Here is a 21,880-nt window from a genome sequence, read left to right as displayed (position 1 = left end):
AAAAGATTATGGAGAAGCTTCTTTTAGTACTGGTGGTTATTTTGGCTGTAGTAGGTATAGCCCAGATCGCCAAAGTATATCAAGTTTCCTCTGAGCTTCAAAAGCGACGTGAAGAGGATATTTCACCTACATCCAATAAGGTGAATGCAAACCTTTGGCTATTGTTTATGATAGCCTTCTTCGGGTTTTTTATCTGGCAGTTCGCGGCATATGGTGATATGCTTTTACCTGTTGCAGCATCAGAACATGGTATGGAGGTTGACCAGCTATTCAATGTAAACTGGATTATATTAATAGCTGTCTTTTTTATTGTCAATTTCCTTTTGTTTTTCTTTTCATGGAAATATGTTCACAATAAGAACAGAAAGGCTTATTACTTTGCTCACGACAACAAACTCGAACTTATTTGGACTATCATCCCTACAATCGCACTTGCCTTCTTGATAATCTATGGATTGAAAGTGTGGAATGATGTGACTGACGAGCCTTCTGCAGATGCAGTGCAGGTTCAGCTGTATGCAAAACAATTTGATTGGACAGCACGATATGCGGGACCTGATGGAGTAATGGGAGAGTCAAATTACCTATTGATTACCTCTCAGAACCCTCTTGGTCTTATTACTGACGAAACAATCGAAGCTCGAGTAATCGAGTTGAAAGAGGGGATCTCAAAAACAGAGAGTAAGTTGGCTAATGAAATCTTACCTGATGATCAAGTTGAAGAACTGGAAGATAGAATAGGTGCTTACAAGCGCCAAATAGCTAAGATCTTAAACTTTAAACAAAGCAATAAAGATTTCTCTACTGCTTACGATGACATCATTGTTAAGGGAGAGTTTCATCTACCTATCAGAAGAGATGTTTCTTTCAATATCAATTCTCGTGATGTTATCCATTCGGCATACATGCCTCACTTCAGAGCTCAGATGAATGCTGTTCCGGGGATGACTACCAAATTTGCATTCAAGCCCACTATTACCACGGATTCGATGAGAACCGTTATGGATGATGCTGAGTTTAATTACATACTGCTTTGCAACAAGGTATGTGGATCAGCCCACTATAACATGCAAATGAATATTGTCGTAGAGTCTGAAAAAGATTTTGCAAAATGGCTCTCTGAACAGAAGCCTTTTGTTGAGCCTGAAAGTATGAAGGCTAAGAAAGAAAGTGAAGAAGATAAAGTTGTAGAAGATGGCCCGTTGGCCGAAAAAAATTGAAATTAGAAGCTTATGTCAGCTACTGTAGAAACACACGAGGCACACGCTCACTCACATGAGCACCACCATGAGAAAGAGAGTTTCGTAAGCAAATACGTATTCTCGCAAGATCATAAAATGATCAGTAAGCAGTTTTTAACGACTGCGATCTTTATGGGTATCATCGCCATGATGTTGTCGGTATTTTTCCGACTACAATTGGCTTGGCCAGGAGAAAGTTTTGAAATTTTGAACTACTTCTTGGGAGACCGTTGGGCGCCTGACGGAGTTTTAGATCGAAACATGTACCTCTCACTGGTTACGATACACGGTACTATAATGGTATTCTTTGTATTGACGGGAGGATTGAGTGGTACGTTTAGTAACCTTCTTATTCCATTGCAAATTGGAGCGAGAGATATGGCTTCAGGGTTCCTGAATATGCTTTCATACTGGTTTTTCTTGGTATCGAGTGTTATTATGGTTTCGTCCCTGTTTGTTGAAACCGGAGCTGCGGGTGGAGGATGGACTATTTATCCGCCTTTAAGTGCACTTCCCCAAGCGATGCCTTCATCAGGACTTGGAATGACGCTGTGGTTGGTGAGTATGGCACTATTCATTGCCTCTTCACTCTTGGGGAGTCTGAACTACATCGTTACTATTCTGAATTTGCGTACCAAGGGTATGAAAATGACAAGATTGCCATTGACTATATGGGCATTCTTAGTGACTGCTATTCTTGGGGTATTGTCTTTCCCGGTTTTGTTTGCAGCGGTATTGTTATTGATCATGGACAGGTCCATGGGTACAGCGTTTTATTTAAGTGACATCTACGTAGCAGGCGAGGCTCTTGACCCTGTGGGTGGTAGTCCTATTCTCTATGAACACTTGTTCTGGTTCTTAGGCCACCCTGAAGTTTACATCGTATTGCTCCCGGCACTTGGAATTAGTTCGGAAGTAATCGCGACAAACTCTAGAAAGCCGATTTTTGGATACAGGGCGATGATTGGTTCGATCATGGCTATCGGTTTCCTTTCATTTATTGTTTGGGGACACCACATGTTCATGTCGGGAATGAGTCCATTCCTTGGGTCAGTATTCGTTTTCACAACACTCTTGATCGCTATCCCATCAGCAGTAAAAGCCTTTAACTACATAACCACAATATGGAAAGGTAATTTGGTTTTTACACCTGCTATGCTTTTCTCCATTGGTTTGGTATCAACTTTCGTTACAGGTGGATTGACAGGTATTATTCTTGCTGACTCGGCACTGGACATAAATGTTCACGATACTTATTTCGTTGTAGCTCACTTCCACATTGTGATGGGGCTATCTGCTATATTCGGAATGTTTGCGGGAGTCTATCATTGGTTTCCGAAGATGTTTGGTAGAATGATGAATTCCAAACTGGGTTATGCTCACTTTTGGATGACGATTGTCGGAGGTTACGGGGTATTCTTCCCAATGCACTTTGTCGGGTTGGCAGGAGCTCCAAGACGATACTACCAATACACCGATTATCCGATGTTTGATGGTGTGTATGACTTGAACGTATTGGTTACGACCTTCGCCATATTTGCCGCTGCCGCACAGGCGATCTTCCTTTTCAACTTTTTCTGGAGTATCTATAGAGGTCAAAAAGCATCTCAGAACCCATGGAAGTCCAATACACTTGAGTGGACTACTCCGGTTGAGCACATTCATGGAAACTGGCCAGGCGCGATTCCTGTTGTTCATAGATGGCCTTATGATTATAGTAAGCCGGGAAAAGAGCTTGATTATGTGCCGCAGAATGTTCCTTTGACCGATGGTGAAGAAGAGCATTAAGCAGTTCATATAATAAAGAATTGAAGGGCTCGCATATGCGGGCCCTTTTTGCATATTCACAGTATCTTTGAAATCAATATGTCAGATCAGTTTGATTTAAGGGATTCGTCCTCATTTACAGATTCAGAACTTGAGAAAGTCTTAAGACCAAAATCATTTGGAGACTTTCAAGGTCAAGACAAGGTTTTGGAAAACCTGAAGGTTTTTGTAACTGCCGCCAAGAGGCGAGGGGAATCTTTGGACCATGTCCTCTTACACGGTCCCCCTGGATTGGGGAAAACTACTCTGGCAACAATCATTTCTCAAGAATTGGGTGTTGGGCTGAGGGTAACTTCTGGACCTGTATTGGATAAACCGGGTGATCTTGCAGGATTGCTTACTAATCTGGAAGAAAATGATGTACTGTTTATAGATGAGATCCATCGACTTTCGGCAATAGTAGAGGAGTATCTCTATTCAGCTATGGAAGATTTTAAGATTGATCTTGTTATTGATACAGGACCAAATGCAAGGACTGTAGAGATCGATCTCAATCCATTTACATTAGTAGGAGCAACTACGCGTTCCGGTTTGCTTACGGCGCCTTTAAGGGCTCGATTCGGCATAAATAGCAGATTGAGCTACTATACATCTGATATCCTTGCGGGAATTGTGAAAAGAAGTGCGGAGATTCTCAATATTCCGATAGAAAACAGAGCAGCACATGAAATAGCTCGAAGATCAAGAGGGACTCCGCGAATTGCAAACGCCCTACTGCGCAGAGTAAGGGATTTTGCAGAAGTAAAAGGGGATGGAGTAATTGATATGAAAATAGCTCAATCATCACTTGAAGCTCTGGATGTGGATACGCACGGTCTGGATGAGATGGATCATAAGATTCTCCTCACCATTATTGACAAGTTTAAAGGAGGCCCGGTCGGTCTAGGTACGGTCGCAACAGCAGTAGGTGAAGATTCGGGAACGATTGAAGAGGTTTATGAGCCCTTTTTAATACAGGAAGGCTTCCTGATGAGAACCCCCAGAGGGCGTCAAGCTACCGATGCGGCATATGCTCACCTGGGCAGAGCTATGAATAGAGGCGGCGAACAGCAAGGTCTTTTTTAGACATAAAAAAAGCGCCTCAGAGAGAGGCGCCCATAGATTCGAATACTTCCATTATGATTTCATGGTAGGTGGCTCCAAAGGTAGCCAAGCACCAGGTTTTTAGGAGAACACGCTCATTTGGTTTAAGCCAATTGAGGGATTTCCTAAGTTCCTTCTGAAAGAGTTTACGATCGAAACTTACTTTTTGAAGGATCTTTTTACTTAGTTCCAGCATGTCCTTGTTCTTTTTGGTTCGTTTAAGATAAGAACTAAACGGCTAATAATTATGAAGCGTATATCGCTTTTCGACGGATTAACATTTTTTTTAGGTAAATGAAAATCAAAGTGTTAAGCTTACACTTAGAGCTAGTTGATTGAATACGACAAGAGTACCCCTAATACCGTATTGAACTGCGATCCTAGCACAAGTGGAATGTCAATGTCACCCCTTGTCCGGATTGGTAGAAGCGATTGATCGTATCTAAGTTCGGCTCCAAATCTTTCTGAAATATTGTATTTCACAGCTAGAATTAGAGAAAAGTCAAGCACATTAAAGTCGGGTGTATTATCTATCACACCGTTGAAATCAGTCTCTTCAGCTGAGAGCAGAAATCCAAAACCGGTGCCACCTATGGCTGATATCTTCTCGTTGTATTTGTATTCGAATAGAATCGGAACCTGAGCGTAGAGAAGTGACATTTTGTATTCTGTCAGGTCACCATTATCCGGGTCGGCTACTTTTCTACTCCCTTTTTGGAGAAGGTTTATTCCAAGCTGCCAATCAAACTTTTCGTTGATTATGCGCTTTACGCCAATACCAGCAGCGAAATTCAATTTATCAAAACCTTGGAGTCCATCACCACCCACTTGACTGGCATTCATACCCGCTTGTAGAAAGAAAGAAAAGCTTTTGTCATCATTTTCAGTTTGACCCCATAAAGGTAGGGTAAAGAACATGAGACCAAATAATACTAACCTCATAGCACGGGTGCCTTTGCCACTGAGAGAACCTCTAAGGTAGATGGGTTTTGCAAAAAGGCAAAAATGTAGCAGTTTTCAGGTACCCATTCGCCGTCTAAAGCTGTGGTAAACTTATAATATACAGCTTCATCATCAGCTAGAGAAAGATCAGGAGAAATAACAGCTTGGCCGAATCGACCATTTACATACCCTCTGAAAACGTGTTGATGAGAGAATGGGTATATAATATCACTCCCGTCTTTTTGACCTTCAATAATATCGTTTTCGTAAATGCCTACAACGAGATTCCAATCTTCTTCAACTTCTGATAGTGGTCTCAGTGCTATCGCAAAAGTCACCTCGCTATCTTCTACTACAACCGAATCAGCAATAACATCAACAAATCCGCGTGCTTCCAGACTCATTTGGTCGGAAACGAGACCTGACCAATCACCCGCCAGCTGAGGTCGTCCTGAACCAAAATCAGTTCGGTTCACCATACCTTGAGGAAGTGAAAGAATGCTTTCATCTTCAGCCAGCGCTTCTCCCTCCTCGGTTCTAAAGTCTTTTGAAAAAATGAAATTTGGTGGTTGGGGTGCAATGTCAGGTGCTGCGAAAAAGGATAATACATGGTAGCCAACTACTACTATTCGTTCTTCCCACTGTTCTTGGAGCAAGTCAGCAGTAGCTAGGGCAGGACCGCAATTCTGACATTTATAACCTGTGAAATCTTCAAGAAGGACAGTCGATTCGTATGAATCAAAAAAAGAGGAACCATATATGATTACACCTTCAGCGGTTCCTAAATCTCTGTCATTGTCCAGGTAAGGACTATCTGGTTTATCACACGACCAAAAAAACAGGCCAGCTAGGATGAATAATTTGAAATTCTTCATGATTAAAAACTACTTGTCAAACTTATTGTAAGGCCATTCGAAGCAGGAACAACTCTACAAACTCCACCTACACAAAATACTCCGGCTCGTTGACGACCATAGGAGACGGAAATTCTATTGCTTCCATTGATGTATCCTGTCGATACAACGGGAAAGTTGAACTTGTCTCCATCGGCATTTCCGTAATTATATTGGTTAACAGCAGAAAAGAACCAATGTGGTGAAACAGTGTATTCTGCAACTACCGCCAACCAGTCTTGGAGGTGTTGATCAGTAAAAAGAGCTTGCAGTTCGAACCGCAGGTTGTGGCCTTTCTTTATTTTCCAACTTCCCTCGAAAGCGATGAGATCAGCGAATACGGTCCCTTTGGTTGGGTTATTGTTATAGTCATAAGCGCCCAAAACAACATCATTATTGTACTGGATATACATGTACATTAAGCTCGCTTTGAACTTTTTCGAAACCCTTTTGGTCACCTTCGCATTAAAGTCCTCATAGTAAGTTTCATCTCCCCAGCTAAATAGAGTTGGTTCAATACCTTTCCTGTTTATCTCGAAATCATCAACTACAGGGAAATCAGGTGATTGAATATGAGTGTAACTAACTTCTAGCTTCGTACCGTATCGACCGCCTAAGAGACTTTTCTTAGGGATGTTGTAGAAAACATCTCCCCTGAGAGCAACTTCACCATTTGGTTGTGTTGCATATGGATAAAACTGAGCCAGCAAGGCTGTTTGAAGTACAGAGGTTGGCGGCAGGTAATTGATCCAAGAGTCGAATGGCCCTGAGTTTCGTTGGCTCTGAAGGGCCATGTTGGAAATAGAACTCGCGGTTAAGCCAACTCCGAAGCCTTTTTTAGAATAGTTGGTATGTATTTGCAAGCCTTGTCCATACTGGAAAATACCCACGGAAGGATCAAGAGAATCAGGTATATCTACGATATTACTATTAAGTGAGGACGGATTTGTCGAGATATAGGCATATTCACCGCTAAATTGAAAACCACTGTATTGATATTTCAGCCTGACTGAACCTGATCCTACGTTCTCAGGGAAGTCATAAACGGGGTTTCTGTTTTGCTCGTACTTACTCACAAAGCTACCACCAACCGTCCATTGACCTTTGAAGTTAATTACAGAGTCTAATAGCTGATTAAGGTTGAATTCAATATCTGCACCCCGTACGATCCCATCACCATTTTGATAGCCATCATTAAAATTGAAGCGCTGTTTCCCGTAGAGTCCTTTTACAGTAATACCGTCAATCGGCCTTGCTACCACTCGAATACCATCGAGAGCGTAGTCCACTCCAAGTCCTCGATCTTCCCAAGTTCTAAGTACTAGTCCTGATCCAAATTGTTCGTAGAAATTTCCGACTGTGATCTCAAGTTTATCACCGTTGTACTTGGCATATCGATATCCTATTCCAGTGCCCTCCCAAGGTGCGCCTGCAGGATAACCGACAAACGCAGGTAAGTAAGTTTCGAATCTGACGCCTGCTTCAAACTTTCCTTTGGTCAAAATGATATTACCGAAACCCTGAAGGGCGATTTGTTCATCAGGAACCACAGCTGCGATAGCAGAGTCTTCCCGGTAATATTGAGCATCAATGGAAAAGTTTCCTCTTACCTGAAAAGGGTCTTGGCTAAATACCTCCGTCAGGCTAAATAAAATGATTGAGAGGGTGACTAGCTTTTTCATACATCCGAGTCTCAGTTGAGAAGACCAATAATCTTCTCGAAGAGTTCATCTTCGTCACCTGGAGCATAGTTGTTGTGTGAATAAACAATGTTTCCTGAACCGTCTACCAGGAACGTGTGCGGAACATTATTAACACCCATGGCTCGTTTAAAGTCTTGGTTTTCGTCAATGTATACTTCGTATTCCCAAGATGAACCATTTACATATGGGAGGACTCTTGATTGACTTCGGGCATCGTCAATAGATATAGCCACCAACTTAACTCCTGTTTCTTCAACCCAGTCGTCATATACTTCTGCAATATTGTTCAGTTCCTTTTTGCAGGGAGCACACCAAGTAGCCCAAAAATTTATAATCATCGGTTTGCCGTCATTATTGAAATCAGCCGTATCAAAAGATTTTCCGTCAATGGATTTTACGGTTGCTGATGGTACTGTCGTATTTCCGTCTTGAGCAGAAACACTTGAAACAATAGAGGCGAATGATAGAATTAGGAGTAGATAGTATTTCATATGGTGTTTAAAAAAAACGTTCGCAGCCTAAGCTGCGAACGTCATTGAAAATAAATCGAATATTAGTTGTTTACAGTAAACTTGCCAACTACTCGGCCATCGTTTACATTCATGTTCAGTAGGTACAATCCTTCGCTTTGACCTGAAAGATTTATTTGCTGTAAGCTGTATCCTGCTGGAAGAACTCCCAAGTCTTTTGAAATAATAAGACGTCCTGTGAGGTCAAGAACATCAATAGAAACTCTCTGTGAAGACACAAGGTTGAACTCAACATTCAACAGTCCATTTGTTGGATTCGGGAACATGGTGAAGTCGTTAACCGAAGTTACGTTGTCAACACTTAGCACTCCTGCTGCAAAATTCTTCGCTTCTTCAGCACTGAAAGCTCCACCTTCCAAGATAGTTTCGCTAGAAGCCATGTCAACAACTTCGTAAGAACCGTTTCCATATTGGCAGCAAATTCCATCACCATAGTAGTCGTAAATTTCGAAACTGTAGCAGTCTACTCCTGCAGGTATCGTTACAGTAGTTTCATAAGTTTGATTTGAATTGTATGTGCCGGCACCTTCAGTAGGAGCTCCACCACCAACACCGATGTTGGTAGTTCCTACCCAACTGTTTCCACCTTCGCCAAGTACGTTTTCATCTCCATCCACAACTCTCCAGTAGGTCTCTTCGCCATAATTATCCGTATCGATAACAACTTCAATTTCAGTTCCTGCTTGAGGTACGTTAGCAATAGTAGCTTCTATTTCATCATTTACTGCGTTACCATCTTCTTGGCCGTTTGGATTAGAAAGAGTTACTACTAAATCTTCTTCTTGAGCAGTTGGAGTGGCTATTTCGCCCAATTCAACTTCTGCAGTTTCGAAGAAATCTATTGAACCTGTCCACTCGATAGTGTTCGACTCACCTGCTATTTCATATTCAACATCAAGACTAGTCAATGTTTCACTACCCCAGTTTCTGATAGTAACCGTAGGGCTGAAAGTAGCACTGCAATTCTCTCCTGAAGTGTTATTGATGGCGATTCCTGCCGCATCATTTTCAGTTTCAGAAATAAATTCTCCTGTTTCAGCATAAGCCGCTTGAAGTACTTCTTTGGTGTTGTCGTCTTGGATAAAAACTACAACTGCCAATTCCTCGATGTCGTAAATGTTTGCAAGGTTCCAAGACTCAGACGCTGTAAACTCATCTCCTGACTCGTAAGCGCTAGCCATTGATAGTCCATCTGAGTTAGGTAGAAACTTCTTCATCACGTTGTAGAATTCAGTTTCTCCATTAGAACCAGGAGCCTCATCAAAAAGAACTTCCTTTTCAATTACTACAATTCTCAGTCTCAAATCGCCCGAAGCTGCTTGAGTACAAGTGGCTGTTGCGTTTACGCTGATCTCGCTATAGGAAACAGTAAAGTCAGCCTCTATATCGAATGAGGCAGGAACTGCTGCGGCATCATCAAATAGGCTCTGAGTGAAAGCTCCAGGAGCACCTGCGTATGATGGACTCACATCCGGGATTTCTCCGTCAATAGTCGCGGTAGGAACACCGTTAATTCCATAATAAGCTAGTCGCGCATTCGCTTCGTCAGGATTGTGCTCATGCATTGGGTCAAACCCGGGGAAATACCATTGGTACTTAATTGAGATGACGTTGTCTGTGTTAGCATCCAGCAAAGCGTTGAATGATGGATTTTGGGCAGCACATGGGCCACAGCTTGCATTAGTTCCTTCTTCTGAAAGGACTAGTCTTTCTGATTGAGCGTACGTGAATGTTGCAAACAAGCAAACAATCGCACTTAGGTAAATTTTCTTCATATTGGTTAAAATTATGTCTTTACGCTAAAGTACTTCTTTTGAGGACAAAAATTTTTTTTATGTCAAGTTCTATTGAAATCCCAAATATCGTTTGAGGAAGAGTTGGGCTTTTCTGTAATATGTTAAGTACACAAAATCAGATTGATATATCGTTAATTATGTGAGGTGGAACTTATGTGCTGGGTGGTTTCCATGTGATTCCTACGATTTTCACCTAAGCTGATTAAATTGTCCTGACCGTTGTAAATCTGTACTTTTGGTCAAAATCAAGTCAATGAAAAAACTTTACGCCATAGTCGTTGGGCTTCTTATTGGAGCTTCAACTTATGCTCAAACAGTGATAGAGCCAAATGAAATTGCTGTAGAAGGTATTACCGATCAGCAATCAGATGTTGTAGCAAATGCTTTAGTAATCAATCAGTCATCTGAGTCGCAGTCATATATTTGGACGCGTGAAATTGTAGATATAACACCTGAATGGTTTACAGCGGTGTGCGATGTAAATTTGTGCCACGGCCCTGTTGTAAATGATGCAACCTTTAATTTGGAATCCGGACAAGAAGGTACTTTGGACGTACATGTTTATCCCAGTGGGTTCGAAGGAGGAGCGATTGTTATCGTAACAGTTACCAATGTAAATGACTCTGAGGACACGGATAGCGCCACTTACTATTTCAATCAGGCACTCTCTGCTCCCGTAGCCATCAACAATGCTTTGAAAATCTATCCGAATCCGGTCGTTTCGGAATTCTTTATAGACGGAGCAGACAAGGTGGAGCGAATTGAGATTTACAACATCGCAGGTAAGCTCGTTAAAGAAGTTCAATCCTTCGGTCAAGGATCCATTAATGTTGACGGTCTTGGGACGGGCAACTACATCGTTAGAATGTGGAATGATGCAAACGTTCAAATATCAACGAACGTTTTATCGGTTCAATAAAATTGAGATAAGGTCTTTAAAGCCCGCTGTTGCGGGCTTTTTTATGTGCTTTATTTTCGGATCCAAATGATCGAAATATCCGGGGTCTATTAAAAATACCTGTGCGTGGGTTGGAGCCATATGGGCCAAACCTGCAGCGGGATAAACATTTAAAGAGGTACCGATTACCACCAAAACATCAGCTTTTGTTACGATTTCAACTGCCTTATCCATAGCTGTTACCATTTCTCCGAACCACACAATGTTTGGCCTTAGTTGAAAGCCGGACGGACAAAGGTCGCCAACTTGTAGACCACCACTGGGCATTTCGGTAACATAACTCTCGTCTCCTGAACTTTTACATTTTGTCAGCTCGCCATGAAGATGATATACTGTTTTACTGCCTGCTCTTTCGTGAAGGTCGTCCACATTCTGAGTGACAACTTTTACATTATATATCTCTTCAATTTCGAGTTGAGCGATGGCTAAATGAGCTTCATTTGGTTTCACGGACTTGAGCTGCTCAAAGCGCATATTGTAAAAATCCAGAACCTTTTTCGGATTGTTTCTAAAAGCTTCAGGAGTAGCAACTTCCTCGATTTTATGGTTTTCCCAGAGCCCTCCGTGATCCCTGAAAGTGTCAATACCACTTTCGGCACTCATTCCTGCTCCTGAAAATACAACTAGCTTTTTCTTGTCCATGGGCTTTTTTTACGGTTAGGTATTTATACTTTTACGCTCCTTTGAAAATTACGGTTTACTAATCTAGCCGATTCTGTTTGAATAAACGCACTATCACCCACCGATGTACGAGTACATAAAAGGTCACATTACCTTTAGAAACCCTTCTTATTCCGTTATTGAAACAAGTGGTATTGGTTATGTTTTTCAGCATAGCCTCAGCACTTTTGAGGCTTTAGGCAAACAAAAAGAAGTACAGGTTTTCATGCATTTGGCTGTACGCGAAGATGCACATGTGCTATATGGGTTTTTTGAAGATGCTGAAAGAATCATGTTTAGACATCTCATTTCCGTTTCGGGAATAGGTCCGGCTTCTGCTATTGCGGCATTGTCTGCTATGCAGCCGCAAGAATTGCAGGAAGCAATTTTTGCGGAAGATGTGAATGCTTTGAAAAAGGTGAAGGGAATAGGGGCCAAATCTGCTCAGAGAATTATTGTCGATCTCAAGGATAAATTGGGTTCTCTAGAGGTGAATTTTGAAAATTTTAACGGTTCGAGCAATACAGTACGATCAGAGGCGTTAAAGGCTCTGCAAAACTTAGGTTTTGATCGACGGAAAGCACAGAAAATCATCGATGAAGTGCTGAAGTCAGCAGATGAATCGATTGGAATTGAGGATTTGATTAAAAGAAGTTTAAAGAGCTTATAGCTTTTTTCGATGTTTTGAGTTTGCGGTTTAATAACATATTGCGCCTATTTGCGATAGGTGCGCTAATCTTGTTTGTTTGGTCTGTAAGTGCCGAGGGACCTGCCTTTACACGAAAGGTTGTAAATCTCCCTGAGCTTACTGTTATGCCCATCGACTCTCCGGAGGTGGACTTAATTTATCCGATAGAAGATGGCGTGAATCCCTTCGGCAATAATGGTCGGATCAATCTTACTGATCCGAGTAACATGAATAATGTTATAGAATACGACCCTGAAACGGGGCAGTATTATTTCTATAAGCGCATTGGCGATAATATTGATTACCGAAATCCAACGGTAATGACTTTCGACGAATACATGGATTACGTCAATAGTAATTCAGTAAAGGATTATTGGAGTGAAATTCAGGCAGCTGACGCCATGGCAAGCGACGAAGATGGGGGGCCCGACCCTTTTGCCCCGAGCATTCAAGTTAATAGTAAAGCGTTTGACCGAATTTTCGGTGGAAATACAGTAGACATCAGACCTCAAGGTACGGCTGAGCTCACCTTCGGTGCCAATATCAATAGCAACGAGAACCCACAGATTCCTGTAAATCAACGGAGAATTACAACATTCAACTTCGATCAGAGAATTCAGCTGAACGTAGTTGGAAATATAGGGGATAAGCTTAAGCTAAGCACCAATTACAATACAGAAGCGACATTTGATTTTGAGAACCAAACCAAAATTGAATACACTGGCTACGAAGACGAAATTATTCAAAAGATCGAAGCGGGTAATGTGAGTATGCCTCTCAACAATTCGTTGATCTCAGGTAGTCAAAGTCTTTTCGGGATTAAGACTCAGCTCAAGTTTGGCCGATTGGATGTAACGACCCTTTTCTCTCAGGAACGAGGACAGAAAAAGGAGATCAATGTTCAAGGTGGAGCTCAAACCCAAGATTTTGAAATTACGATTGACAACTACGAAGCCAATCGTCACTTTTTCTTGAGTGGGTATTTCCGAGATAGTTATGATCGCGCTCTTCAGAATCTACCCGTAGTAAATTCAGGAGTTCAGATTACGCGTATTGAAGTTTGGGTGGTTAACCAAACGGCAAATGTTGAGGAAACACGAAATGTTATTGCATTTACGGATTTAGGTGAAGATCCTGAGTATGTCAATCCGGAATTGCCACTTGAGGTAGGGGGAAATCCCCTCAATAATTTCCCTGACAATGGTCAGAATACCTTGTACAGCCAAATGGCTTCTAATCCTGAAATTCGCGGATTTTCTGGATCATCCCAGGCCCTTGCAGGTCTGGGTCTTGTGAATGGTCGCGACTTTGAGCGCTTGAGTAATGCACGTCAACTTACCCCGAATGAGTTCACGTTCAATCAACGCCTTGGATTTATCTCCTTGAACCAAGCGCTTAACAATGCAGAGGTTCTGGCTGTATCCTATCAGTACACCTTAAATGGTCGAACTTATCAAGTGGGGGATTTGTCCAACGATGGATTTACATCCCCCGATGCTCTTTATCTCAAAATGTTGAAGTCGACCGTGGTAGACGTTCGAAATCCAATGTGGGACTTGATGATGAGAAACGTTTATTCACTGGGAGCTTACCAAGTGAATAGCCAGGAGTTTATGCTGAATGTTTGGTATAACGATCCCGAAGAAGGTATTGATGTTCCCGTCATTCCCGAACCACAGGTTCAAGACATACCGCTACTTCAGATTTTTGAGATGGATAAGTTGGATCAAAACGGAAACCCTCAGCCTGATGGTCGTTTTGACTTCGTGGATAATGCTGCGACTGAAGGTGGTACCATAAACGCCCAAAATGGACGGGTATTCTTCCCGGTAATTGAGCCTTTTGGATCACACCTGCGACAAGTCTTGGAAGAGGCAGGCGTGCCTGAAACTGAGATTGAACGGGTTGTGTATCCACAGCTTTATGATTCTACAAAGATTGTAGCTCAGCAGAACTTTCTCTATTTGAATCGATTCAAATTGAAAGGAAATTACCGCTCGGCTTCGTCGGATGAAATAGCCTTGAATGCGCTCAATATTCCTCAAGGCGCCGTACAGGTAACTGCAGGTGGGGTTCCGTTGGTAGAGAATCAAGATTACACGGTAGATTACAACTTAGGTCGAGTGAAAATATTGAACTCGGGCCTTCTTGAATCTCAGACTCCGATTAAGATTTCGGTTGAAAGCAATACCCTGTTTAGTATTCAGACGCGCAGGTTGATGGGGGCCCGATTTGATTATCGTTTCAACGATAATTTCACTTTAGGTTCAACCATTATGAACCTCAATGAACGACCATTAACCCAAAAGGTAAACATTGGCGATGAGCCGATGAATAATACGCTTTGGGGATTTGATGCCAGGTACCAAGACGAATCTCGGTTTTTGACGGACATGGTAGACGCTATTCCTTTTATTAATACAAAGGAAACGTCAAATATTGATGCTGCCGTCGAATTTGCCCACTTGATACCAGGTCATAACAAGGCTGTGGGGCAATCCGGAAATGCTTACATCGATGACTTTGAGGGAACTATTTCATTAATTGATCTTCGAAATTTTGCTTCTTGGGGATTGGCTTCTATTCCTCAACTTCAGCCCGATTTGTTTCCTGAGGCGTCACTGAGCGACGATCGCGTTTTAGGGTATAACCGAGCTAAAATTGCCTGGTACATCTTGGATCCATTGTTTTTTAGAAACGACAATATTACACCTGACAACATCAACAATGAGCGTCACTACCAGAGGGAAGTAACAGAAAATGAAGTTTTTCCTGACAAAGAACTTCCCGCAGGAACCCCTGCGAACATTGCTACTCTGGATATGTCTTACTTTCCCAGAGATCGGGGCCCATACAACTACGATGCTGAGTCTACGGCACTTTCCGCAGGTATTGACCCGCAGACAGGAGAGCTGAATGATCCTGAATCCAGATGGAGCGGGGTTCAGAGAGCCATCAATACCACGGACTTTGAGCAGACCAATGTTGAATTTATCCAGTTTTGGGTAATGGATCCATACAACGCTGACAACCGCGACTTTGTGGGTACTGAAGGTAACCCTAGGGGAAAGCTGTTGGTTAATATCGGAAACGTGTCGGAAGATGTGCTCAGAGATGGTCAGATGAGTTTTGAGAATGGCTTGCCCTTAGATCCAGCCAATCCAAATGGTCTCCTCACAGATACCACAAACTGGGCACGAGTGCCTTTGACGCAAAGTATTGTGAATGCCTTTGACAACACAACCAATTCCAACGTCGCTCAGGATGTTGGTTTTGATGGTTTTAGTGATGCAGGTGAGCGCGTTTATTTCGAAGAATTCTTGGATCGGATCACCGCCTTGCCTGGTGTTGCTCCGGCTGTTATTACTCAAGCAAATGAAGATCCATCGTCCGATAATTTTCGCTTTTTCAGAGGGGCTGACTATGATGCTGAGCAAGCAGATATTCTGGAGCGCTACAAGGCTTTTAACGGTTTTGAAGGAAACTCGGTAACTACCCAAGATAGTCCGGAGGATTATCCTACTCAGGCTACCACATTGCCTACCACTGAAGATATCAACCAAGATTTAACTCTGGGTGAAGCAGAATCTTATTTTCAATATGAGGTTGATCTTCCTGATCCACTTATAGATCCAGGAGCTTGGGAAGTAGGAAACAACTACATCACCGACGTAGTTAGTGGAGTAGCACCTGATGGAAGACAGGTTAGTTGGTACCAGTTCAAAATTCCTGTAAGAGAAGGAAAATCTTTCGGAGGTATTCGCGATCTGCGCTCTATCCGATTTATGCGGATGATCACCACAGGATTCGAAACCCCCGTTGTACTTCGTTTTGCCCGTTTGGAATTGATTCGAGGAGAGTGGAGACGATACTCTGACGAGTTGCGTGAAGGTGAGTTCATTCCGGGCCCCCCGGGAAATACTGAGTTCGATATCCTCGCGGTAAATATCGAAGAGAACAGTTCGAGGGTGCCATTAAATTACGTCACCCCACCTGGAATTTCTCGAGAAATTGATGCCGGTACTGCGAATCTTCGAAGTTTGAATGAGCAGTCTTTGGTTCTTCGTGTTAGCGAATTAGAAGATGGTGATGCCCGTTCTGCTTTTAGAAGTACCGACATCGACATGCGGATGTACGGTAACCTTGAAATGTTTATTCATGGTGAGACCCTAAATCAAGACAATCCACTCGGATTTGGAGATGTTTCGGTCTTTGTCAGACTTGGTACCGACTTTGACCAGAATTATTACGAATACGAAATTCCCGTTGAGCCTACAGATCTCAATGCTTCGAGTACTCCTCAAAATATTTGGCCTGAAGAGAACAACATGAAGATTGATTTTGATAAGCTTCAAAGTGCGAAGAATTCAAGAAATCAATCCGGGTTTGAACAAAACCGAATTTACGAAGAGATGGATGGAGACCGAAGGATTCGCATCAAGGGAAATCCTGTATTGAGCTCCGTTCGGTCGATTATGATCGGTGTCAGAAATCCCAATGCCTCAAAAAATATTTGGGCAGAAGATGACGCATTACCCGAAAGTGCTGAAATATGGGTGAATGAGCTTCGGCTTACCGATTTCAACAACGATGGAGGATGGGCTGCTCTTGCCAGAGTAAATGCTCAACTCGCAGATTTTGGTAGCGTTTCCCTTTCGGGAAATATCTCTACGCCAAACTTCGGATCATTAGAAAGTAGGGTAAGTGAAAGACCTCAGGAGCAATCAATGGGTTACGATGCCAACTCAAATCTTGAATTGGGTAAGTTTCTCCCTGAAGAGTCAGGAGTTAAAGTCCCTATGTTTATAGGGCAATCAGAACAAGTGGTAAGACCTCGGTTTGATCCGCTGGCACCTGACCTTGAGATAGACGAAGTGGCTGAAGGGCTTTCCCAAGATGAAAAAAAGGAACTGAAAAAGCGATCTCAAACATATACTCGAAGGCGAAGCATCAACTTTACGAACGTCAGGAAGGAACGAACCAATCCCGATAAGAAACCTCAGGTATATGACATCGAAAACTTCAACGCTACATTTGCTTATAGCGATAGGAAGTTCTACGATATCAATACAGCTTTTGACAATCAAAGGCAATTTAGGATTGGTCTGGGATATAACTACAGTGCCAAACCGAAGAATATAAAGCCATTTGCTACAAGCAAGTTTCTGCGTAAGTCCGACTACTTAGCTCTGATCCGAGATTTCAATTTCACATTGATCCCGAAGTCCTTCTCATTTAGGTCCGAAATAAATAGAACCTACAGTGAGCAACAGTTTAAAAACAATAGCGACGTATTCAATTTTGAACAACCTATTCTGTATACCAAAACTTTCAACTGGAATCGGATTTACGATGTTCAGCATGACCTCACACAATCCATCCGATTAACATATAGTGCCAATAATCTTTCCTTTATTGATGAACCCCAAGGCAGAGTTGATAAAGGGGAAAGAGAATCATACAATCAATACCGTGATACAATCTGGAGGAGTATTACTAGCTTCGGTGATAACGTAACCTTTAATCAAAATTTCTCTGCCAACTACCGAGTGCCCATCAACAAAATTCCAATTCTAGATTGGGTAACTACTGATTTAAGGTATAGCGGAAGTTACAATTGGCAGCGCGCACCATTCTCTCAAGACACCTTGGGTAATGTCATTCAGAACTCTAGGAATATCTCTATTAATGGTCAGTTAAACTTCCTGTCTCTTTACAATAAGATTGACTATTTCAAAAACGTAAATCGAAAATTCCAGCGACAGGGTAGAGGCGGTGGTAGGTCACTGTCGCGAGGGTCAAGCCGAAATGAAGCAGAAAAAGAAAAGAAGGACGGAGAGGAGGAAGAACCTGAGAAAAAAGAAAAAGACGAAAACACCATAACTGTGCTGGATTATTTCGCCAAGTTGTTGATGAGCGTCAAAAACTTGAGTGTCGTCTACAGCCAAAATGAAGGAACGATGCTTCCGGGATACAACCGGACATCCAATATCATTGGTATGGACCCAGGGTTTAATGCTCCGGGTGTAGACTTCGTATTTGGACACCAAATAGATAATTTTAATCAGCAAGCAGCCCTAAAGGGGTGGCTTGTAGAAAACGAGTTTATCAACCAGCAGTATCTCCAAACGTACACAGAGGATTTCAACTTGAGGCTTAACCTTGAACCACTACCCAATTTGAGAATCGAATTGACCGCACAAAGGAGTCGTTCGGATAATGACGGATCTTTTTTCAGATACAACCCTGATCTGCAGCAGTATTTAGAAGAGAGTCAATTCAAGACCGGAAGTTTCAGTACTACCTTGAATGCTTGGAGCACGCTGTGGACAAAGGATGTCAATAATCTTAGTCCCGTTTTCCAGACTTTCCTTGATATCAGACCTGAAATATCCAATCGACTTGCAAGAGAAACAGGGTTTTCAGAACCAAATTCGGGTCTTGAAGGAGCATATGCGGATGGTTTTGGCCCCTCCTCACAGCAAGTGGTTATAGCGGCATTTGTGGCAGCTTACACCGGGCAGGATGCACAGAGTGTAAATTTCTTCGTGAGCGATTATTCCCTTTGGGATGCAATCAGAAATCCAAATTGGTCTGTCAACTATGACGGTCTTTCAAAGATTCCTGCACTAAAGAAGATTTTCAGAACAGTAAATATCTCTCATGCTTACCGCAGTACATTTAGTATCAGTAATTTCACGACCAACCTCGCTGCGGGAACAAACTCTGATGGTACACCTGCTCGAGACAATTCCATTGAAGAAAACTTTATTGCCGAGAATCAGATCAATGCCATAACTATAAGCGAACAGCTAAGTCCGTTGATTAGAATAGATATGACTTGGCAAAACTCGCTGATCACCAATTTCGAGATCAACAAGAACAGAGTCTTGGCTTTCAGCACGACTAATTTCCAGCTTACAGAGAATAGAAGTGATGAAATTGTTTTGGGACTTGGATATCGCTTTCCTGATGTAGAAATTAAGCTGGCTGGAAAAAAGAGAAAGAGTGACCTTAATGTGAGATTTGACCTAAGTATTCGTGACACTGAAGTCATTGCAAGAAGAATGCAAGAGGGAACAAATCAAATTACTTCAGGTCAAAATCTGATTTCGATAAAAACGGCTATCGATTATGTGATCTCAGACCGACTGAATATCAGAGCCTTTTATGATCACCAGATCAATAAACCGAAAGTTTCCATTTCATTCCCTACATCAAACATAAACACCGGAGTATCTTTGCGCTTTACATTGACTCAATAAACAAGGTATAATGAATTTTCCTGCTGAATTAAAATACACAGAAGACCACGAATGGATCAAAATTGAAGGCAATACAGCCACAATTGGAATTACTGACTTTGCTCAAGGCGAATTGGGTGATATCGTATTCGTCGAAATTGAGACCGAAGGAGAGGATTTGGAATCAGGAGAAGTATTCGGAACAATTGAGGCGGTCAAAACCGTTTCCGACCTGTTTATGCCAATGACAGGGAAGGTCATTGAGTTCAACAAAGAACTTGAATCAAATCCTGAATTGGTAAATGAAGATCCCTACGGAAAAGGATGGATGATCAAAATCGAATTTGAGGGTGAACCAGACCTATCAGAACTCTTGGACGCTGATGCCTACAAATCGCACACGGCTTAAAAAACCTTCTTTTCTTAAAGCATATTGGGCGGCTCTTTCATGGGCCGCCTTTATTCTTTTATTGATGTCCCTTCCGGGAAAGGATCTTCCTGACATAGACTTTTGGGCCATTGATATTGAAGATAAGCTCGCACATGTAGCAGTATTCGGTTTATTGGCTATTTTGATAGTTTGGGGATTGATCAAACGACAAGATCACCTGACCAAAAAGTCGCTTTTGGCAGTTTTTTTAGTTGGCGCATTTTACGGTGGTGCAACTGAAATTCTCCAGGGCGTAGCTTTTCCAACTAGGTTTGCCAGTGTACTCGATTTCGTAGCAGATACAATAGGTTCAGCCTTAGGCACAGTCTTTGCAATTTGGCTATTCAATAAACTCCGCAGATAAAAAAGCTGAGTGGCCACAAGGCGGTTTTTCTGTTTAAAAAACCGTGTACTATGCAGACTAAAAAATCGCGCGAGGTAGAACTCGAACGCAACAAACCGACCTTTTTTCTCTTAGGCCTTGCCGTTGCTTGCGCCATTGTCTTATCGGCTTTCGAATGGCGAACACCCGTCGATGAAAGGTCTTCCACACCAGATTGCACACTGGAAGTCTCAATATTCGAGGCGACAATAATTCCACCTTCTTTCAGAGAAAAGGAAAAACCTGTTGAGAAAAAAGAAGAGGTGAAACATGATCTGGCTAAAACCATAATCGATCGATTTAAATACGACGAAACTGTTCCTTTGAAAAAAGTATTGAAGTTTCCTGACCTCGGAAATGAACCAATATTTAAGGATATTGCTCGATTGCCTGAGCCAGCAATTGATGAAGAGCCTATATTTATTGCAGACGTTATGCCTGAGTTCCCGGGCGGTGATTCAGCGAGAGTCGCTTTTCTCCAAAATCAAGTAGTTTACCCTCAGATGGCAAAACGCGCTGGTATTTCGGGTAAAGTTCATGTGGGGTTTACCGTTAGAAAGGATGGGACTATAACTGATATCAAGGTGATGAGAAAAGTAGGAGGCGGCTTGGACGAAGAAGCAATCAAAGCCGTCGAAGCCATGCCGAAGTGGAATCCTGGATTTCATCAAGGTCGGCCTGTCAGCGTGAGCTTCGTTATGCCTGTAACTTTCTCTTTGAAATAAAAGATCAGGCACAATAGTTGATAAACATAGAAAGTTAAAAATTAGGACTCTCGTCGATTAAGTATTCAAACTTTACTATTTTCGCTGAGTCTGTAAAAAACGGAACACATGGAATTAAAGAAAAGTCCTGAAGCAAACCTCGAAAAGAAGCGCGTACCGCTCATCATAATAGGTTTGTTGTTTTCTCTAGCCTTGGTTTTAGTAGCATTTGAATGGAAGGCTTATGAAACTGAAGTAAAAGATTTGGGAGAACTCGAATTGGATTTGATCGAAGAAGAGATTATCCCTATTTCACAACAACAGCCTCCACCTCCACCTCCACCTCCGGCACCTACTACGGTTATTGAAATTGTAGAAGATGAAGAGGAAATCGAGGAAGAGCTCGTTATTGAAGATCTTGAGGTCGATGAAGATACTGAGATCGAGTTTATCGAAGAGGCTGAAGAAGAGGTTGTTGAGGAACAAATCTTCACTATCGTGGAGGAGATGCCAAGTTTTCCCGGAGGAGAAGCGGCATTGATGAAATATCTTGGTAAGAACATCAAATACCCTGCTATTGCAAAAGATGCGGGTATTCAAGGTACGGTTTACGTGACTTTCGTGGTAAACGAACAAGGTAGCGTTAAGGACGTGAAAGTGCTAAGGTCTATTGGCGGGGGTTGCGATGAAGAAGCCATCCGCGTAGTGGAGAGTATGCCAAAATGGTCTCCTGGAAAACAAAGGGGTAAATCGGTAAAAGTTCAATACAACTTACCAATCAGGTTTACTCTACGTTAAG

16 protein-coding genes are annotated in these 21,880 nt (G+C 42.2%); 10 read left to right on the top strand and 6 right to left on the bottom strand.

Annotated features, from left to right (window positions below):
• The first annotated feature begins 8 nt into the window (after positions 1–8).
• From O3Q51_07615 to ruvB, 3 genes are all read left to right on the top strand, one after another.
• Positions 9–1,220, top strand: a complete 1,212-nt coding sequence (locus O3Q51_07615; GenBank protein ID MCZ4408670.1) for a cytochrome c oxidase subunit II — start codon at positions 9–11, stop codon at positions 1,218–1,220.
• A gap of 12 nt (positions 1,221–1,232) precedes the next feature.
• Entirely contained in the window at positions 1,233–3,029 is a 1,797-nt protein-coding gene (locus O3Q51_07610; protein ID MCZ4408669.1) for a cbb3-type cytochrome c oxidase subunit I, read from the top strand.
• Between the two features lie 78 nt (positions 3,030–3,107).
• Complete coding sequence (gene ruvB, locus O3Q51_07605; GenBank protein MCZ4408668.1) at positions 3,108–4,133, top strand: Holliday junction branch migration DNA helicase RuvB; 1,026 nt, start codon at positions 3,108–3,110, stop codon at positions 4,131–4,133.
• Between the two features lie 345 nt (positions 4,134–4,478).
• Here the strand turns inward: ruvB and O3Q51_07600 are convergent, their stop codons facing one another.
• The 5 genes from O3Q51_07600 to O3Q51_07580 all read right to left on the bottom strand — a co-directional run bounded on the left by O3Q51_07600 (position 4,479) and on the right by O3Q51_07580 (position 9,994).
• Entirely contained in the window at positions 4,479–5,093 is a 615-nt protein-coding gene (locus O3Q51_07600) for a porin family protein (protein ID MCZ4408667.1), read from the bottom strand.
• Positions 5,090–5,968, bottom strand: a complete 879-nt coding sequence (locus O3Q51_07595; protein MCZ4408666.1) for an Omp28-related outer membrane protein — start codon at positions 5,966–5,968, stop codon at positions 5,090–5,092. The genes O3Q51_07600 and O3Q51_07595 overlap by 4 nt, the downstream gene beginning before the upstream one ends.
• A 2-nt stretch (positions 5,969–5,970) precedes the next feature.
• Complete coding sequence (locus O3Q51_07590) at positions 5,971–7,668, bottom strand: DUF6029 family protein (GenBank protein ID MCZ4408665.1); 1,698 nt, start codon at positions 7,666–7,668, stop codon at positions 5,971–5,973.
• Between the two features lie 11 nt (positions 7,669–7,679).
• A complete protein-coding gene (locus tag O3Q51_07585) occupies positions 7,680–8,180 on the bottom strand; it encodes a TlpA disulfide reductase family protein (protein ID MCZ4408664.1) in 501 nt (166 codons plus the stop codon).
• Positions 8,181–8,242: 62 nt separating this feature from the next.
• The gene (locus O3Q51_07580) at positions 8,243–9,994 is read right to left on the bottom strand and encodes an Omp28-related outer membrane protein (protein ID MCZ4408663.1); all 1,752 of its coding nucleotides are present in this window, start codon (positions 9,992–9,994) and stop codon (positions 8,243–8,245) included.
• Positions 9,995–10,268: 274 nt separating this feature from the next.
• Here O3Q51_07580 and O3Q51_07575 point away from each other — a divergent pair, with 274 nt between their 5' ends.
• A complete protein-coding gene (locus O3Q51_07575) occupies positions 10,269–10,934 on the top strand; it encodes a T9SS type A sorting domain-containing protein (protein MCZ4408662.1) in 666 nt (221 codons plus the stop codon).
• On the opposite strand, the gene O3Q51_07570 is transcribed toward O3Q51_07575, so the two are convergent.
• On the bottom strand, positions 10,920–11,615 hold the full coding sequence (locus O3Q51_07570; GenBank protein MCZ4408661.1) for an NAD-dependent deacylase: 696 nt from the start codon (positions 11,613–11,615) through the stop codon (positions 10,920–10,922). The two genes, O3Q51_07575 and O3Q51_07570, sit on opposite strands and share 15 nt — an antisense overlap.
• A gap of 103 nt (positions 11,616–11,718) precedes the next feature.
• Here O3Q51_07570 and ruvA point away from each other — a divergent pair, with 103 nt between their 5' ends.
• From ruvA to O3Q51_07540, 6 genes are all read left to right on the top strand, one after another.
• Complete coding sequence (gene ruvA, locus O3Q51_07565; protein ID MCZ4408660.1) at positions 11,719–12,303, top strand: Holliday junction branch migration protein RuvA; 585 nt, start codon at positions 11,719–11,721, stop codon at positions 12,301–12,303.
• Positions 12,304–12,341: 38 nt separating this feature from the next.
• Complete coding sequence (gene sprA, locus O3Q51_07560; protein MCZ4408659.1) at positions 12,342–19,586, top strand: cell surface protein SprA; 7,245 nt, start codon at positions 12,342–12,344, stop codon at positions 19,584–19,586.
• A gap of 10 nt (positions 19,587–19,596) precedes the next feature.
• Positions 19,597–19,974 (top strand): glycine cleavage system protein GcvH, encoded by a 378-nt coding sequence (gene gcvH, locus O3Q51_07555; GenBank protein ID MCZ4408658.1) that lies wholly within the window; start codon positions 19,597–19,599, stop codon positions 19,972–19,974.
• A 64-nt stretch (positions 19,975–20,038) separates the two neighbouring features.
• Positions 20,039–20,359: a VanZ family protein gene (locus O3Q51_07550; protein ID MCZ4408657.1), complete on the top strand. Its 321-nt coding sequence runs from the start codon at positions 20,039–20,041 to the stop codon at positions 20,357–20,359.
• Between the two features lie 50 nt (positions 20,360–20,409).
• Positions 20,410–21,102 carry an energy transducer TonB gene (locus O3Q51_07545; protein MCZ4408656.1) on the top strand — a complete coding sequence of 231 codons (693 nt, stop codon included), beginning with the start codon at positions 20,410–20,412 and terminating at the stop codon, positions 21,100–21,102.
• A gap of 108 nt (positions 21,103–21,210) precedes the next feature.
• Entirely contained in the window at positions 21,211–21,879 is a 669-nt protein-coding gene (locus tag O3Q51_07540; protein MCZ4408655.1) for an energy transducer TonB, read from the top strand.
• The last annotated feature ends 1 nt before the right edge of the window (position 21,880 follow it).

This window comes from Cryomorphaceae bacterium 1068 (genome assembly GCA_027214385.1).
Lineage (GTDB): Bacteria > Bacteroidota > Bacteroidia > Flavobacteriales_D > Cryomorphaceae > JAKVAV01.
Note: the sequence above shows the minus strand (reverse complement) of the source record. Positions and strands in the feature narration are given on the sequence as shown.